This window comes from Pseudomonas sp. P4_C1 (assembly GCF_056402155.1).
In genome coordinates this window covers 24,523-39,639 of the sequence record NZ_JBFUHY010000085.1, presented here as the reverse complement: position 1 = coordinate 39,639, position 15,117 = coordinate 24,523, and the positions used below count along the sequence as shown (strand labels likewise).

The 15,117-nt window shown below is 57.4% G+C and carries 17 protein-coding genes and 1 pseudogene; 10 read left to right on the top strand and 8 right to left on the bottom strand.

The features are described 5' to 3' along the window. Positions 1 to 90 precede the first annotated feature (90 nt). From AC1DU9_RS26295 to AC1DU9_RS26285, 3 genes and pseudogenes are all read right to left on the bottom strand, one after another. On the bottom strand, positions 91 to 1,488 hold the full coding sequence (locus tag AC1DU9_RS26295) for an LLM class flavin-dependent oxidoreductase (RefSeq protein WP_457266228.1): 1,398 nt from the start codon (positions 1,486 to 1,488) through the stop codon (positions 91 to 93). A gap of 36 nt (positions 1,489 to 1,524) precedes the next feature. Next, positions 1,525 to 2,367, bottom strand: a pseudogene (locus AC1DU9_RS26290) (amino acid ABC transporter permease); the annotation flags it as partial. Further along, positions 2,364 to 2,810: a transporter substrate-binding domain-containing protein gene (locus tag AC1DU9_RS26285; RefSeq protein ID WP_457266204.1), complete on the bottom strand. Its 447-nt coding sequence runs from the start codon at positions 2,808 to 2,810 to the stop codon at positions 2,364 to 2,366. The pseudogene AC1DU9_RS26290 and the gene AC1DU9_RS26285, both read right to left, overlap by 4 nt. A gap of 24 nt (positions 2,811 to 2,834) precedes the next feature. Here AC1DU9_RS26285 and AC1DU9_RS26280 point away from each other — a divergent pair, with 24 nt between their 5' ends. Then, entirely contained in the window at positions 2,835 to 3,290 is a 456-nt protein-coding gene (locus tag AC1DU9_RS26280; protein ID WP_223460554.1) for a glycine zipper 2TM domain-containing protein, read from the top strand. A gap of 95 nt (positions 3,291 to 3,385) precedes the next feature. Here AC1DU9_RS26280 and AC1DU9_RS26275 read toward each other — a convergent pair whose 3' ends face one another. Beyond that, entirely contained in the window at positions 3,386 to 4,300 is a 915-nt protein-coding gene (locus AC1DU9_RS26275) for a pirin family protein (RefSeq protein ID WP_457266203.1), read from the bottom strand. A 122-nt stretch (positions 4,301 to 4,422) separates the two neighbouring features. Between AC1DU9_RS26275 and AC1DU9_RS26270 the strand changes: the two genes are divergently transcribed. From AC1DU9_RS26270 to AC1DU9_RS26260, 3 genes are all read left to right on the top strand, one after another. Further along, complete coding sequence (locus AC1DU9_RS26270) at positions 4,423 to 5,334, top strand: LysR family transcriptional regulator (RefSeq protein ID WP_457266202.1); 912 nt, start codon at positions 4,423 to 4,425, stop codon at positions 5,332 to 5,334. 90 nt (positions 5,335 to 5,424) lie between these two features. Further along, positions 5,425 to 6,240 carry an AraC family transcriptional regulator gene (locus AC1DU9_RS26265; protein WP_223460561.1) on the top strand — a complete coding sequence of 272 codons (816 nt, stop codon included), beginning with the start codon at positions 5,425 to 5,427 and terminating at the stop codon, positions 6,238 to 6,240. 110 nt (positions 6,241 to 6,350) lie between these two features. Continuing rightward, a complete protein-coding gene (locus AC1DU9_RS26260) occupies positions 6,351 to 7,424 on the top strand; it encodes a threonine aldolase family protein (RefSeq protein WP_457266201.1) in 1,074 nt (357 codons plus the stop codon). A gap of 148 nt (positions 7,425 to 7,572) precedes the next feature. On the opposite strand, the gene AC1DU9_RS26255 is transcribed toward AC1DU9_RS26260, so the two are convergent. Beyond that, complete coding sequence (locus AC1DU9_RS26255; protein WP_223460565.1) at positions 7,573 to 8,013, bottom strand: DoxX family protein; 441 nt, start codon at positions 8,011 to 8,013, stop codon at positions 7,573 to 7,575. A 196-nt stretch (positions 8,014 to 8,209) separates the two neighbouring features. On the opposite strand from AC1DU9_RS26255, the gene AC1DU9_RS26250 reads away from it, so the two are divergent. Then, the gene (locus tag AC1DU9_RS26250; RefSeq protein ID WP_223460567.1) at positions 8,210 to 9,127 is read left to right on the top strand and encodes a LysR family transcriptional regulator; all 918 of its coding nucleotides are present in this window, start codon (positions 8,210 to 8,212) and stop codon (positions 9,125 to 9,127) included. A gap of 16 nt (positions 9,128 to 9,143) precedes the next feature. Here AC1DU9_RS26250 and AC1DU9_RS26245 read toward each other — a convergent pair whose 3' ends face one another. Continuing rightward, the gene (locus tag AC1DU9_RS26245) at positions 9,144 to 9,602 is read right to left on the bottom strand and encodes a winged helix-turn-helix transcriptional regulator (protein WP_457266200.1); all 459 of its coding nucleotides are present in this window, start codon (positions 9,600 to 9,602) and stop codon (positions 9,144 to 9,146) included. Between the two features lie 135 nt (positions 9,603 to 9,737). Between AC1DU9_RS26245 and AC1DU9_RS26240 the strand changes: the two genes are divergently transcribed. Together AC1DU9_RS26240 and msrA are read left to right on the top strand one after the other, a co-directional pair. Further along, positions 9,738 to 11,042, top strand: a complete 1,305-nt coding sequence (locus AC1DU9_RS26240; protein ID WP_457266199.1) for an MFS transporter — start codon at positions 9,738 to 9,740, stop codon at positions 11,040 to 11,042. Beyond that, positions 11,039 to 11,545, top strand: coding sequence for a peptide-methionine (S)-S-oxide reductase MsrA (msrA, locus tag AC1DU9_RS26235; RefSeq protein ID WP_223460573.1), 507 nt, complete (start codon positions 11,039 to 11,041; stop codon positions 11,543 to 11,545). Before AC1DU9_RS26240 ends, msrA begins: the two co-directional genes overlap by 4 nt. Positions 11,546 to 11,713: 168 nt before the next feature. Here the strand turns inward: msrA and AC1DU9_RS26230 are convergent, their stop codons facing one another. Further along, complete coding sequence (locus AC1DU9_RS26230) at positions 11,714 to 12,283, bottom strand: lipid-binding SYLF domain-containing protein (protein ID WP_223460575.1); 570 nt, start codon at positions 12,281 to 12,283, stop codon at positions 11,714 to 11,716. 341 nt (positions 12,284 to 12,624) lie between these two features. On the opposite strand from AC1DU9_RS26230, the gene AC1DU9_RS26225 reads away from it, so the two are divergent. The 3 genes from AC1DU9_RS26225 to AC1DU9_RS26215 all read left to right on the top strand — a co-directional run bounded on the left by AC1DU9_RS26225 (position 12,625) and on the right by AC1DU9_RS26215 (position 13,401). Further along, complete coding sequence (locus AC1DU9_RS26225) at positions 12,625 to 12,876, top strand: hypothetical protein (protein ID WP_043302427.1); 252 nt, start codon at positions 12,625 to 12,627, stop codon at positions 12,874 to 12,876. Positions 12,877 to 12,904: 28 nt separating this feature from the next. After that, positions 12,905 to 13,129, top strand: coding sequence for a hypothetical protein (locus tag AC1DU9_RS26220; RefSeq protein ID WP_477811014.1), 225 nt, complete (start codon positions 12,905 to 12,907; stop codon positions 13,127 to 13,129). Between the two features lie 68 nt (positions 13,130 to 13,197). Next, positions 13,198 to 13,401 carry a hypothetical protein gene (locus AC1DU9_RS26215; protein WP_043302433.1) on the top strand — a complete coding sequence of 68 codons (204 nt, stop codon included), beginning with the start codon at positions 13,198 to 13,200 and terminating at the stop codon, positions 13,399 to 13,401. Between the two features lie 589 nt (positions 13,402 to 13,990). Here the strand turns inward: AC1DU9_RS26215 and AC1DU9_RS26210 are convergent. Next, entirely contained in the window at positions 13,991 to 15,106 is a 1,116-nt protein-coding gene (locus AC1DU9_RS26210; protein ID WP_457266198.1) for a formylglycine-generating enzyme family protein, read from the bottom strand. Positions 15,107 to 15,117 lie beyond the last annotated feature (11 nt).

Below are 15,117 nucleotides of genomic sequence, written 5' to 3'. Positions count from 1 at the left end.
CAGTCCGCCATCGCGAGCAAGCTCGCTCCCACAAGGTTTGCGGTGTTCAAACGCTTAACTGACTGGCATTAGCCCCTGGAGACCCTTTTTTCAAGATGCCCCGCCCTGAAAACCTTTATCAAAGCGGAATGAGGCTCCGTAGGCAGAATCCGGTAAATGGTTGGCACCATCGTCCCGTAACCGCGAACGGAAAGTACCGCTCTGTGGCCGGGTACGATACAAGCCACGTTTTTGCAGTTCAGGAATGACCAGTTCAACGAAGTCTTCGAGGCTGCCTGGGCTGATCAGCGGGTTGAGCATGTAGCCGCTGGTGCCGGAAATACGGGCGTGCTCTTCGATGCGATCGGCCACTTGTTGCGGCGTTCCCACCAGAATCAGATCGCTGCCCCGGGTGACGTTGGCAAAGCGCTGTTTGACATCGCCGGCGGTCAAGGGCTTGCCACTGCCATCGGGACGCATCACATAGGAGGTCATGCCTTCGGTGTGAGTCGACAACGCGTCGCCGTCCGCGTAGCGGCTGATGTCGATACCGGTATCACCGGCATAACTGACCAGTTGCGCCTGCAAGTGGTAGTTGCTTTGCAGTTCGTCATATTTGCGTTGGGCTTCGATCTCGGTCCTGGCCGTGACGATGCGCAGTACCGTCAGTGATTTGACATCATCGGCGTGACGACCCCGTGCCCTGGCCTGCGTCCATATATCTTCCAAGCCCTGGCGAATTTCCAGCGGGTTGGACTTGGCGATGAAAATCAGTTCGGCGTGCTTGGCCGCAAACTCGCGACCACGGCCTGACCAACCGGCCTGGATCAGCAAGGGTGTACGTTGCGGTGACGGGGACGTCAAATGCGGCCCGGCCACCCGGTAATGCTCGCCGACATGATTGATCGGGCGCACGCGATCGCCCTTGGCATAGACCTGGCGAGACTTGTCGGCAACCACAGCGTCATTTGCCCAGCTGCCTTCCCAGAGCTTGTAAACCACATCGAGAAATTCATCTGCGCGTTCATAGCGATCATCGTGCTTGATCATCTGCTCCAGGCCGAAGTTGCGAGCGGCACTGGTCAGGTAGGAGGTAACGATGTTCCACCCGACCCGGCCATTAGTCAGGTGATCCAGTGTGCTGAAGCGCCGGGCATGGGTGAAAGGATGCTCGTAACTGGTGGTGACAGTGACGCCGAAAGCCAGGTTTTCTGTCACCGCAGCCAATGCCGGAATGATCATCAACGGATCGTTGGCCGGTGCTTCCACCGCCCACTTCATCGCCGCGTCGGCATTACCGCCAAACACATCGTAGAAACCCAGCACATCACCAAAAAACAGCATGTCGAGATGGGCCTGGTCGGCGATGCGTGCCAGGTTCGACCAGTAGCCCAGGGAGTTGATGGTCAGTCGTTCGTCAGCCGGGTGCGTCCAGAGGCTTGGCGCGCCGCCACAGCCAACACTGGCTTGCTCGTATAACGCAAACAACAGAGGTTTTGGATCGGACATCGTAGTACCTGTAAAAGTCATTAAAAGGATGGGTCCGCGCTGATGCTTGAAACCTTTGCCGTAGTGGCGTTCAAGACGGTTCTGTATCAACTCCAGTCCAATGGACAGGAGCCAGTAGATAACGGCTGCGGTGGTGAGCATTTCGATGTAGCGGTAGGACGAGCGACCGTATGACTGCGCCAGGAACATCACTTCCCAGACGCCCATCACCGATATCAACGATGAGTCCTTGAGCATTGAAATGAACTGACTGGTTGTCGGTGGAATGATCGTGCGCATGGCTTGCGGCAGGACGATGTGCAGGAAAGTTGCCGCCGGCCCCAGCCCCAGAGCCATCGCCGCTTCGCGCTGCCCGGGTGCCACAGCGATGATGCCGGCTCGAAAGATCTCGCTGAGGTAGGCACCATAATTGAGCGATAGCGCGATGATCCCCGCGCTGATGGCGCCAGGAACCACACCCAACTGCGGCAGACCCAGGTAGATCAGCAGAATTTGAATCAGCAGCGGAGTACCGCAAAAAAAAGACGCATAGAAACTGGCAATGCCGAAAGCCACCGCACTGCGAGACAGGCGCGCCAGCGCCGTCACAAAGCCAAGGAGCGACGAAAGCCAGATCGAACAGAAGCACAAGAACAGCGTCAGCGCGGCGCCCTGCAAGAAACCGTCAGGCCCCAAATGCAGGCCGACCAGATTGGGCAACTTCTGCACAATGATCGAGAACTTCAGATCGAAGCTCATGAAAAACACGACGCACAGGCCGAACAGCACCGTCCAGGTCAAATACAGGCGAGTGCGAAAACCAACTAGCTGGCTGAAACGACGCGTCTCGGTTTCGGGGGCGACAGTCGCCTTGGCCGGGTGTGGTTTGAGGGCTGTCATTGGCTGATATCGGCACCGATCCACTTCTGTGAAATCTTGCTTAAGGTGCCATCGGCCTTGAGCTGGGTGACGACCTCAGTGACTTTGGCATTCCATTGCGGATCGCCCTTTTCGATCGCTACCACGTTGGGCTCCGCATACAGCGTGGCACCAGCGAAAGCCGTCGAGCATGTAGCCAGTAATGCCAAGCCAAAAGGTAAAAACGCCTTAGTTTTCACAGACAAGTGCTCCAATCGATTCAAAATACTGAATAGATTAAAACGCACTATAAAAATAGCTTGTACTTCATTTATGGAATATGCGACTACGTTCAAGCTATATCGGATCGAGCGGTCCAGGCGCTTGCACCGCAGCCCCTTCGTGGCAAGCGCTTTGCGCAGCCAAACAACCGAGCGAATCAGGCATTTTCGTCTAACGTGAGTGGATGCGTTTGCATGATCCACTTCCTCTGAAAATGGAGTTTGACGATGAAAACTATCGCTTCCTGGCTGACGATTACGCTTTTTGGTCTTGTGCTTGGCGGCTGTGCCGCGGTCGGCGCCGGGAGCGGAGGCGCTGGCGAGATGGAGATTCGTTCGGGGAAAATCGAGCAGATTACACAGACCCAGATGCAGACCAATCACGATAGCGGTGTCGGCGCCATCATGGGGGGTATTGGCGGTCTGGCCCTGGGAAGCCTGATCGGCCACGGTACCGGCCGGGATGTGGCGATGGTCGCCGGTGCCCTCGCTGGCGCGGCGGGCGGCAATTACGCCGAAAAGAAAAAATATGATCAGCCCGTGGACGCACAGCAGATCATCGTTCGCACCCATAGCGGCGTACTGGTTCAGGTGACCCAGCCGATCAACCCGGGGCTGAAAAATGGCATGAACGTTTATGTCGAGGGTGCCGGAAACGAAGCGCGGGTGGTGCCGCAAAGTTAAGGGCGGCGACTGGACATTGTACAGCCGCCCCATGATCCATGACTGCGCGCAATCCTGACTCGAATGGCGCGCGGCCATGGGTCAAGGATCATGGGCTACTTGAATACCGGTACGCTGGCTGACCCGCTGGGCTTTTTCAGGTACTCACGCAACCGAACGCCAATCTCGGCAATTTTCGCCTCTCCCGCACGCAAGGCTTGCGGGTTGGTGTGCACCGAGTAATTTCCCAGCGCCAGATCATAGGGATGAGGTATGGCTGAGCCGATCACGAAGACCGTATCTTGTTGCAGCGCCTTGAGCGTCACGGCGCCGTTGCCGGGTTCGAAGATGGCCATCTCTCCTGCGTTGACCAGGCCTGGTGCGGACAAAGCGCCGCGGCTGACGCTCAACCACAACGACTCATGTTCTCCAGGTGGAACATAAGTCCAGGATTCCCCGGCACGTAGTGTGACCAACAGGTAATTCATTCCGGCAGGAGCACGGACCGGGCTCTGGACACCCTGGTAGGTGCCGAGAATCAACCGCGCCGGCCCGACTTCAGGCATCACGCCTGACTCCAGGTACTGACTGTCGACACTGGCGTTTTCCAACTCGGGCGGTAGTGCAACCCACAGTTGAAAACCCTGAATCCGTTTCGATGTGCCCACCGACATTTCCTTGCCGTGCCACACCCCGCCTCCGGCACGCATCCATTCGACACCGCCGTAGTCGATCATCCCCTTGCCCGAATCCGCATCCTCGAAGCGCAAATTACCTTCGGTGATGACGGTGACGGTGGCGATTCCCGAGTGCGGGTGCATTGGCATGCCGTTGATGAATGAGCTCTCGCCTTCGAACAGATCAAGGAAAACGAACGGCTTGATCAAATGGCCCAGATCCGAAGGACTCATCAGCCGGACAATTGCGCCATGCCCGCTGCCGGTGGTGCGATAACTGATTGCGCGGTGAGTTTCGGGTTCGCGTGCGCAGCCAGGATCAATCGCGAAGAGAGGTTGTTGCTGAAGGTTCATCATGATCTCTCGAACTGGGAAGCCTCGCGGCCCGATACCTCAAACAATAGATCGGGGCCGATTGCTTGATTAGCCGATACAATTGGATTGCACTCGTCCACCATCGACAGGAATGAACGGCCATGCTCGACCTCAATGACATCGCCATGTTTGTGCAGGTAGTCCGCTGCGGCAGCTTTGCAGAGGCGGCGAGACGGCTGGGAATGCCGCCCAATACCGTGAGTCGTCGCATCCAGCAGCTCGAAGCACACCTCGGCACTCGGCTGCTACAACGCTCCACCCGCAAGCTCACACTCACCAGTGCAGGCCAGGACTTCCATGAGCGTTGTGCAGGCGCAGTCGACGGTTTGCTCGAAGCCGGACAGGAGTTGATAACGGGTAGTAACGAGCCCAATGGCCTGGTGCGTGTGGCGGCTCCAGCCGACTTCTTCGACTTCTTCCAGATGGACTGGGTGACCGGGTTTCTCGCCGCGTATCCACGCGTGAGGCTCGACTTCATACTCAGCGATGCGAAGGCCGACTTGATCGCAGAGCAGATCGATGTCGCGTTTCGCGGCGGCGCCTTGCGCGATTCCGGTTTTGTCGGCCGTCAGATCCTTGACCCACGCAGCGTCGGAATGGTCGCAAGCCCCGCCTACATTGCCGCGCACGGCTCACCCCGCACGCTGCAGGACCTGGTAAACCACGATTGTGTGATCTCAGCGCAACCCGGCGGCCACGCCACATGGCGCTTGATCGGCCCGCAGGGTGAGGAGGAAGTGCAAGTCACTGGGCGCTTCAGTGGCAATACCGCACAGGCACTGCGCAGGGCCGCCGTGGCCGGCCTCGGCATCGCGCTACTGCCGCCGGTGATGGCCAGGCTCGATGTTCAGGCCGGTGTGCTCGTCCCGGTGCTGGCGCAATACCAACCCAAAGGCTATGGCCTGAACGTGCTGTATCCAAGCCGCCGACAGTTGCCGCTCGCGGTATCGGCCTTCATCGACCTGGTGATCGAGAAGTTGAATGCGTCGCACGCACCAGAGGTGCACCTGTAGCGAGCGGCAGTCGATGCCCATGGATCTATTCCGCTGGTGGCCCTAGACTTTGCAGTCCCCGCCCTCCTCGCCGATTGTTGAACAGGTTTCATGACTGAACATGCCAATTACCATCACGTGTCCGAAGTACCAGGCCTGGTGCTGGGGTCCGCACGCTTTGTGGATACCGGCTTCGATCGCCATTACCACCTCGATTTCCACATTGGCTTTGTCACCGAAGGCATCCAGCGTCATCGATCCAAAGGCGAGTCGTTTCTTTTAGGTCCGGGCAGTATTGCCCTGATGCCACCGGGTGAAATCCACGATGGTCTGCCCGAGGGCGGCGACGCCTATACGCTCAAGACATTCCGTCTGTCCCAGGCGCTGGTCGCGAGTATGACCGAGGAGATCAGCGGTCAACCGAGAGAGCTTGAGTTGACCAGTGTGTTGCTTGAAGACACGGGAGTTGTCGGCAGCCTGCACGGGTTGCACGAAGCGATGCAGCAGGCCGTCGGACCCGGCAGCCTCGCGGTGCAGACGCAATGGATCACCCTCCTTGAACACCTGTTGAGCCAGTCACGGGCGATCAAACCCGAAACGATCACAGGCACGCTATCGCCCCTGCAATGGTCTCGCGTCAGGGACTATTGTTTCAGCCACATCGATCAGCGAATCACCCTCGATGATCTCGCTGGATTGTGCGGACTGGGTCGCTTCCCGTTCCTCAAACAATTCAAGCGGACCATCGGCATGACGCCGCACGCATGGCTGCTTCGCCTGCGTCTAGAACGGGCTTGTGGCCTGCTATCACGTAGCGGGCAACCGATCATCGAGGTCGCCCACGCCGTCGGCTTTTACGATCAAAGCCATTTCAACCGCGCCTTTCGACAGGCATTCGGCGTCGCGCCCTCGCGCTACAGGACTTAGGCCGTCGGCCATCAAGCGAACGTCAATTTTTTACAAGCGCGGCAACCTTCCCTCTCCATAGGATGCGCCAATACGGGCGAAACACCTTCGCCTGCGCAGCCGAGAACTGGATGATGAACGGTGAAACAAACAGACCGCCCGCACTGGGTTTTTCAAGTGACAACATCGCTGGCGCATCGCCGGAGGTGGCACAATCCATCGTCAAACACAGCACGGGCCAGGCGAGCCCCTATGGAACAGACGCGTTGACTGAACAGGTCAAGCGCAAGTTCTGCGAGATCTTCGAGCGTGAAGTGGAGGTCTTGCTCGTGCCCACCGGCACCGCCGCCAACGCCCTGTGCCTGAGCGCGATGACGCCGCCATGGGGCAACATCTATTGCCACCCGGCCAGTCATATCAACAACGATGAATGCGGCGCGCCGGAGTTCTTTTCCAACGGTGCGAAGCTGATGACCGTCGACGGCCCGGCGGCCAAGCTGGATATCGTCCGACTGCGCGAGCGGACTCGCGAAAAAGTCGGCGATGTACACACGACCCAGCCCGCCTGCGTCAGCATCACTCAGGCCACCGAAGTCGGCAGCATCTACACCCTGGACGAAATCGCAGCCATCGGTGACGTCTGCAAGTCATCTTCCCTGGGATTGCATATGGATGGCTCCCGATTTGCCAACGCCCTGGTGTCGCTTGGTTGCTCCCCTGCGCAGATGACGTGGAAGGCAGGCGTGGATGCCCTGTCGTTTGGTGCCACGAAGAATGGTGCGCTGGCGGCGGAAGCGATCGTCCTGTTCAACACCTCGCTCGCGGCCGAAATGAATTACCGGCGCAAGCGCGCAGGCCATCTCTTTTCCAAGATGCGTTTCCTTTCGGCGCAGATCGATGCGTACCTGACCGACGACCTCTGGCTGCGCAATGCACGCCAGGCCAACGCTGCGGCCCAGCGCCTGGCGCAGGGCCTTGGGGGTTTGAGCGGTGTTGACGTGCTCGGCGGCACCGAGGCGAACATCCTGTTCTGTCGCCTGGACTCGGCAATAATCGAAGCGCTGCTGAAGGCCGGGTTCGGTTTCTACCATGATCGCTGGGGACCCAACATCGTTCGCTTTGTCACCTCGTTCGCCACCACCGCCGAGGATGTTGATCACCTGTTGAACCAGGCGCGGCGAACTGTTGATCGGGTACACGAGTAACGGGTCGCGAAACTACGCATTTCCCAGACGTAAAACTTCAGGACTGCCGTATTTGTGCACACGTATGGCATTCATGGAGGTCTCGACTATTCAAAAAAGGGAGAACGCATTGCGCTGCGAGGGGTCGGCCTTCGCAGCGCAGGAGGTATCAACGACGGCGCGCGTCGAGGCTGAAGCGACCGGCACCGAAGGCCACGACCTGCAACAGGCCACCGGCCATCGCGATGTTCTTGAAGAAGTGGATGAACTGGTTCTGATCGCCCAGTGCGTTATGGAACGCCAGTGCGGTGAACACGCTGAACACTGCCAGGACTGCGGCAACGGTGCGGGTACGATAACCGGCGATCAATGCCAGGCCACCGCCGATCTCGACAATGATCGCCAGCGCCAGCGCCAATTGTGGAAGCGGAAGCCCGACCGAACCGATGTAGCCGACCATCATTGCCGGAGCGGCGAGTTTCGAAAAACCGGAAAGGATGAAGATTGCACTGAGCAGTACGCGGCCGATCAACGAGGCCGAGGATTGGGTCACATCGGAACGGGTCTGTTCAGAGGTGGTTGATTGAGCGATGTTTGCAGAAGTCGTCATGGGGTATTTCCTTCAAAGTTTGCGCGACTCGCCATGAATCGCCGCTATGAAGAAATCTTGCGCCTCACCGGTTAATCTGAATAGCTGACTAATTTAGATCATTAGATTCGATAAATTAGAAAAGCAGACCCACGTAGCCGGTATAGGAGTTCAATCGTGCAATTTGCCAAGCGCCGTCTGATTCAAGGAAACAGCCATGATCTCTGACCCGGGAACACCGACGCTGGACCAACTGCGCGTGTTCCTGACGGTCGTGGAAGTCGGCAGCTTTGCGGCGGCCGCCAGAAAACTGCACCGCGCCACTTCGGTCATCAGCTACTCGATCGCCAACCTTGAAATGCAGCTCGGTGTGTCGCTATTCGACCGCCAGACAACCCGCAAACCCCAGCTCACCGATGCCGGTCGCACCGTTCTGGCCGAAGCCAGGACCATTGCCAACGGCATCCATGGACTACGCGCCAAGGTCAAAGGCTTGCTTCAGGGGCTCGAAGCCGAAGTCCACGTGGTGCTCGATGTCATGCTGCCCCCCGAGCGCGTGGTGGATGCACTCAAATCCTTTCGCGAAGAGTTCCCTACGGTTGCCCTGCACTTGCATATGGAGGCGCTCGGTGCCGTCACCGACCTGGTGATCAACGGTGGCGCGATCATCGGTGTCAGTGGCCCCATGAACGAGGGCATCGACGGTATCGAAAGAATTGGCGTCGGCAGTGTCGAGTTGATTCCGGTGGCGGCGCCGAATCATCCACTGGCATCAAGCGATGTGAATATTCCGGGCGCCGGGCGAGAGTTCACGCAACTGGTGCTGTCCGACCGCTCGCTTCTGACCAAGGACAAGGATTTCGCCGTCCTCAGCAACCGCACCTGGCGCCTGGCGGACCTGGGCGCCAAGCACATGCTGCTGCGTGAAGGCATTGGCTGGGGGAACATGCCCCGTCCGATGGTCGAGGAAGACCTGCAGGCCGGTCGGCTGGTACGTCTGAACCTGCCGGAATACCAGAGCGGGATTTATGCCTTTGACGTCATTTACCGCACGGATCTGCCACCAGGACCGGCCGCGAGATGGCTGATTGAGCGATTCGTTCAACAAAGCTCAGCGCAGGAGGCATCCGCTTGAGGGGGCACTTGTCGATTCACGACTCGTCGGCAACCACTCTCACTCTGTGGCAATCGGACGGCCCAAGTTTTTGACCGCTCGAGGAGCGAACTTCTATCGGCATCAGGGACTGGCCGAACGCATTGTCCAACAACACAGAACGGGTCTCTTCCCGCGTGAACAGGAAACGTTCGCCCCACTGCCTCATGCTGACCACCACCGGAAAGATCTCCCGTCCTTTCTCCGTCAGGACGTACTCCTTGTAGGCACTGCCATCCGAAGCAGGTTGAACGTCGAATACACCGACCTCAACCAGCGCTTTCAGGCGCGATGCCAGGATGTTTTTGGCCACTCCCAGGCTTTTCTGGAATTCGCTGAATCGGCGAATGCCGTCAAACGCGTCGCGAATGATCAAGAGCGACCATCGATCCCCAATGGCTTCCAGTGTTCGTGCTACCGGACATTCGCTGCTGTGCGATGAAGCGTCTTCGACCATCGTATTTACCTTTTGGATAAGGACCGCCAAGCCTGTCGTTCAACTTTGAGCAATGTGGTTGCAATTTGAAACTAGATGCAGCAACAATTGAATCAAGTTTTTAATTGAAACCAGTTTAACGCCGCGGAGGCTCATGTGACAGCAGATGCCGACTCAACCACCCAGACTTTCGTCACGCAGGCTTCGGGGCTTTCTCCATCGCTCACGTTTTTATTTTCGCTCACCTGCGCGCTGGCAGTCGCCAACGTTTATTTCGCGCAACCCTTACTCGATTCAATGGCTCAGAGCCTGGGTGTGGCCTCATCGATGATCGGGTTTGTGGTGACGGCTACCCAGGTCGGTTACGCGCTCGGGTTGCTGTTCATCGTCCCGCTGGGTGACTTGTTGAACCGTAAAGGGCTGATTCTGACTCAAGTGCTGCTGTCCGCGATTGCGCTGGCGGGGGTCGGCGCCGCACAGCAATGGTTGACCCTGTTGGGGGCCATGATCGTTGTGGGTTTGCTGGCCGTGATGGTTCAAGTGCTGGTGGCCTATGCCGCCGTGCTGGCAACCCCGTCACAACGTGGCCAGGCCGTGGGAACCGTAACCAGTGGCATTGTCCTGGGCATACTTCTGGCGCGATTCACTTCCGGGCTGATCGCAGATCTGGCGGGCTGGCGCACCGTGTATTTCGTTTCCTCTGGATTGATGCTGACCCTCGCGGCGCTGTTCTGGAAAGTGCTGCCTCCCGCGGTGTCTCCACGCAATCGATACACCTACCCGGCACTCATCCGGTCGCTCTTCACGCTGTTCATGACCGAACCGGTCTTGCGCATCAGGGGCCTGCTGGCCTTGTTGATCTTTGCCGCTTTTTCGGTGCTCTGGACATCCATGGTGCTGCCGTTGAGCGCCCCRCCGCTGTCGCTTTCACACACGGTCATCGGCATGTTTGGCCTGGCAGGCGTCGCCGGTGCACTTGCTGCCAGAAGATCCGGTCGCTGGGCCGATCAAGGTATGGGGCAAAGAGTCACGGGCATTTCGCTGGCGATCCTGACGCTGTCCTGGTTGCCCATCGCGTTTGCGCAGACGTCACTGATCGCCCTGGTTTGCGGAGTGGTCCTGCTCGACTTCGCCGTGCAGGCCGTACACGTCACCAACCAGAGCCTCGTCTTTGCGGCACGACCCGACGCGCAAAGTCGCATGGTCGGTGCGTACATGTGCTTTTACTCGGTGGGCAGTGCACTGGGAGCTGCCGCCGCGACGCAGGTTTATGCGCTATGGGGCTGGATAGCTGTCAGTATGCTGGGCGCCTCGATCAGCGCGACTGCCCTGGTGCTGTGGTTTTTTACGTTGCGATTCACAATGATCGATCAAGGACCTGCGCGAAACCTTGGAATTGACCAACACGCCCTCATAACAATGGCTATACCCAACGCCTCCGAGAGGAACGACAGACCATGACCAGACAAACCGAAACTGCCATTCTCGCCGGAGGTTGCTTCTGGGGCATGCAGGATCTACTGCGGCGCTATCCCGGTGTGCTACACACGCGGGTCGGGTACACCGGCGGCGATGTGCCGAATGCCACCTACCGCAACCATGGCAACCACGCCGAAGCTATCGAGATCGTCTTCGACCCTGCCGTGATCAGCTACCGGCAGATCCTTGAGTTCTTCTTCCAGATACACGACCCCAGCACGCCCAACCGTCAGGGTAATGACCTGGGCCCCAGCTACCGTTCGGCGATCTACTACCTCAGCGAACAGCAACGCGACAGCGCCGAGGACACCGCTGCCGATGTCGATGCTTCACACCTGTGGCCAGGCCGGGTTGTCACCGAAATCGAACCGGCGGGACCTTTTTGGGAAGCGGAGCCGGAGCACCAGGATTACCTCGAGCGTATACCGAATGGCTACACATGCCACTTCATCCGCCCGAACTGGAAACTCCCCAAGCGCGCCTGAGAGTCGTGCTTGTGAAGCGCAGAGGTGACCACTTCCGGTCGGTTTCAGCCGGTCGTCGAAGGCAGAAATCGACTCATTGCTGCCCTCCGCTAAGGGCAGCCAGGGATTGTGAATTCAGCAGGTCGATGCAACACAACTAAATTCTGTGTAAGCGACATGCAGACGGCCTCAGCGATTGAGCCTGGTAATTTTTGAACCCTGCAATCCCAGCCCGGCCATTAAGCCCTTTTGATCAAAGATGAACGCATAGACATCGGACTGAGCCGTCGAGGTAGTCATCGATTTGGCCATGCCCGAATCTACGACCACGATGCTTGGGCCCACGCCGACCTCAAACCCATTAACATTTTTCAGGTCGTTCATCGCTGAATAGGTCATGAAGAACATCACGTATCCAAACCGCTGCACGCCCGCCTGAAGGCCGTATGAGGCTGCTGTGGTCGCGTAGTATCCCGTGACTTTTCCGTTCTCAATCAATTCGCCTTCGCCATGCTGTGCGCCGGCGATGAGGCCCGCTTTCAGCACATCAGGGAAAACGAGGATACCCTTGGCTCGCTGCGCTAGGGCGCGCGCTTGCGGCGTTTTGGCATACAAACTCTGTAACGCCGCTTTCGCCTCACGGTCCATTTCCGCGTTAGCAGCCATCGCATCAGAGGCGGAAGTTGATTGACCCATCTGGCAGCCCGCCGTGATCGCGAGTATTGAAATCATTGCCATCATTCGAAGGTATTTGATCATGAGCAATACTCCGTTTCTGTACCTGCCATTGAGGAACCTGCGTGGCGATAGCCGTTGCGGATCAAAGACTGACGGGGTCGATCTTTCCCTTAGACTTTAATCCTAATAAGCAGTTGGTCAAATGCCATGCACATGCATGTGCCTCAGACGAAATCGACAGTCAGCTGTTGGCCGTTCTCTGCCGATCATGGTTACAAAGCGTGCTGGTCAAATCCGATGCAATCGGTGGTCAGAACGAATGCAAATGACTGGTCAGGTCGAATGCAAGCGGGTGATCAAGTAGAGTGCAATTTCGCAACTGAATATCGGATTAGTGTTGTGGGGACTTGTAAGGGGTGATGATGGGGCTCAACAAACCAGTGCAGGACCTGAAGCGCGATCTGCAGGGTGTCGCCTCTGATCTGAAGTGGTCGGCCGTGGAGTTAGTCCGGATTGCCGAGCGGCTAAGCCACGCAGGTAATGGACCAGACGCTGAGGCGCTTCGAAGGATGATCACAATCTTCCAGCAAGGTGAGAATCGGTTAGATGGCTGGATTAAAGAAATCGGTGCAGGTCAGGTAGTCCGGCCGGCGAAGGCAGACCACTGCCAATGATCGCGGAAGGGATTGGCAGGAGGTTGTCATGGCACTTAACAAACCCAATCAAGAGTTACGCCGCGACTTGAAAGCCGCTGCATATTCCCTCGAAGAAGCTGCCCTGGAAATGTTCAGGCTTGCAAAACAGCGCGGGGATACAGAGCTTCTGGAGGCAATGGAGACGATCAAAAAGCTGCATGAGCAAGCTGATCGGCTGACTGCTTACACAGATGAGGTGAAGGCGGGAAGGATTGTCCGGAAGGCTGAATAGCCATGCGTCTGGCGGGCGTATTCGCGCTAGATCTGAAATACAAGCAATGCCCTGTAAACGGTTACTCAATGAAGAAGAAGCTGACGGACAGTAAAGCAGCAGTGACTGCTGCTGAAATTGAGCGTTCTATCCAAGCCCTGAACAAAATGGCTGAACGCCTATGGGGGGATGGCCGGGAAGCCGAGGCGAAAGCTCTCCTCGATGCCTTGGACGCATTAAACCGGGCGCTTGATCGGATCAGGATTGGAGAGAGTCGCAGGGTTCTCCATTGAACGGCACAAACTAGCTGGCGGGTTATGAAGGCGAGAAGGATTCTGTGGGGGAAGGCGGAGTAGGCCCGTGGTATGACGGCGAGATGTTGTAGCGGCTTGGCGGTCGTACCGATGTAACTCAAATGCCCGGTCCAGAGCCGGGCTTCTCGTATCTGCCCCTGTCATGCCTTCGTCACACCTACCAAGCACAATGCAGTCAGCCAAAGGGATTTGGYCCATCTACAGAGAGCCCGGCTAATGTGCCGGGCTTTTTCGTTTCTGCGACATGCTTTTCACCAATCGCTCACATGGTGGAGCGCAGATTAACCCTGCTCCTTTGAAGAATTCCCATTTGGCCCGCCCGCATGCGGGCCATTTTTTTGGTCGCTGCCACGATTTCTACAAGAACTGGAGAAGCGACCATGTCAGATGACTGCGAAATTGCACTCCACTTGACCACCCGCTTGCATTCGACCTGACCAGTCATTTGCATTCGTTCTGACCACCGATTGCATCGGATTTGACCAGCACGCTTTGTAACCATGATCGGCAGAGAACGGCCAAGAGCAGTCATTCGTGTTTTCACGCATGGTCCGCATGCATTTTGTATTTAACGGTTCTTTTCCCATTGGTCATTACTCATCGCCAAGCGAAAGCCCAGATGCGACATGGAGTTCATAGGATCTGCGCCCTGCCGGGCACTGGTTCGAAAACTCGTGCAGTAGCTGTCACTACAAAGAAAAGATCCGCCTCGGATTACACGCTGCGGTGCATTGGCCGTCACCCCAAGTTCGGGGTCATAGCTGTCGGATGGCCCCACCGGGTTTACCGCTGCTTCACCCGCCGGTTGACGTTTCAGCCCAACTCTAAATGCGTCGGCACGATACCAGTCGGCGACCCACTGCCAAACATTCCCGGACATATCGTAGAGTCCATAGGCGTTAGGTCGGTAACTGCCTACCGGCTTGGTACCAATTTTGAATTTGTTACTGGCTCCGGTCACGGGAAACGGCTGAATCTCATCCCAGGTATTCGCCATCTTTTCTCCACCAGGCGAGAAGTCATTCCCCCACGCATAATTCGCTTGTTCCAGTCCGCCTCTTGCGGCGTACTCCCATTCGGCCTCGGTGAGTAGGCGCTTGTGCGCCCATGCGGCGTAGGCCTTAACATCTTCACGTGAAACCTGAACAACTGGATGGTTTTCCTTGCCTTCGATGGTACTGTCAGGCCCCAGCGGGTGACGCCAGTCAGCCCCCGGGACAAATGCCCACCACTGGCTGAAATCATTGAGCGGGATTGGTCTGTCTGTGCCGACAAAAACCAATGCGCCAGGCACCAAGTCGCTGTCATCCGGCTCAGGCGTCCCTGGTGGCAGTTGGACTTTCAGATCTTCCCATTTGGGTTTGCGTTCGGCGGTGGTGACGTAATGCGTTTCAGAAATGAAACGGGAGAAATCGGCATTGGTGACGTCGTAGCGGTCGATCCAATACCCGTCGAGTCGAACCTTGTGCGCCGGCCCCTCGTTTGGACGAGCCTGCTTATGATCGCTCCCCATCAAAAATTCTCCGGCAGGAAGCCAGACCATTTCCAGGGGGCCATTTTTCCCATCACCCAGCGTCAAAGGCATAGGGCCACGAATGTGCTGATACACCACAAACGCCAGGCAAACCGACACGATCCCGGCGCAGACAATGGCGATACCTAAACGCCGTTTCCTGATAAGCATTTGCGTTCCTC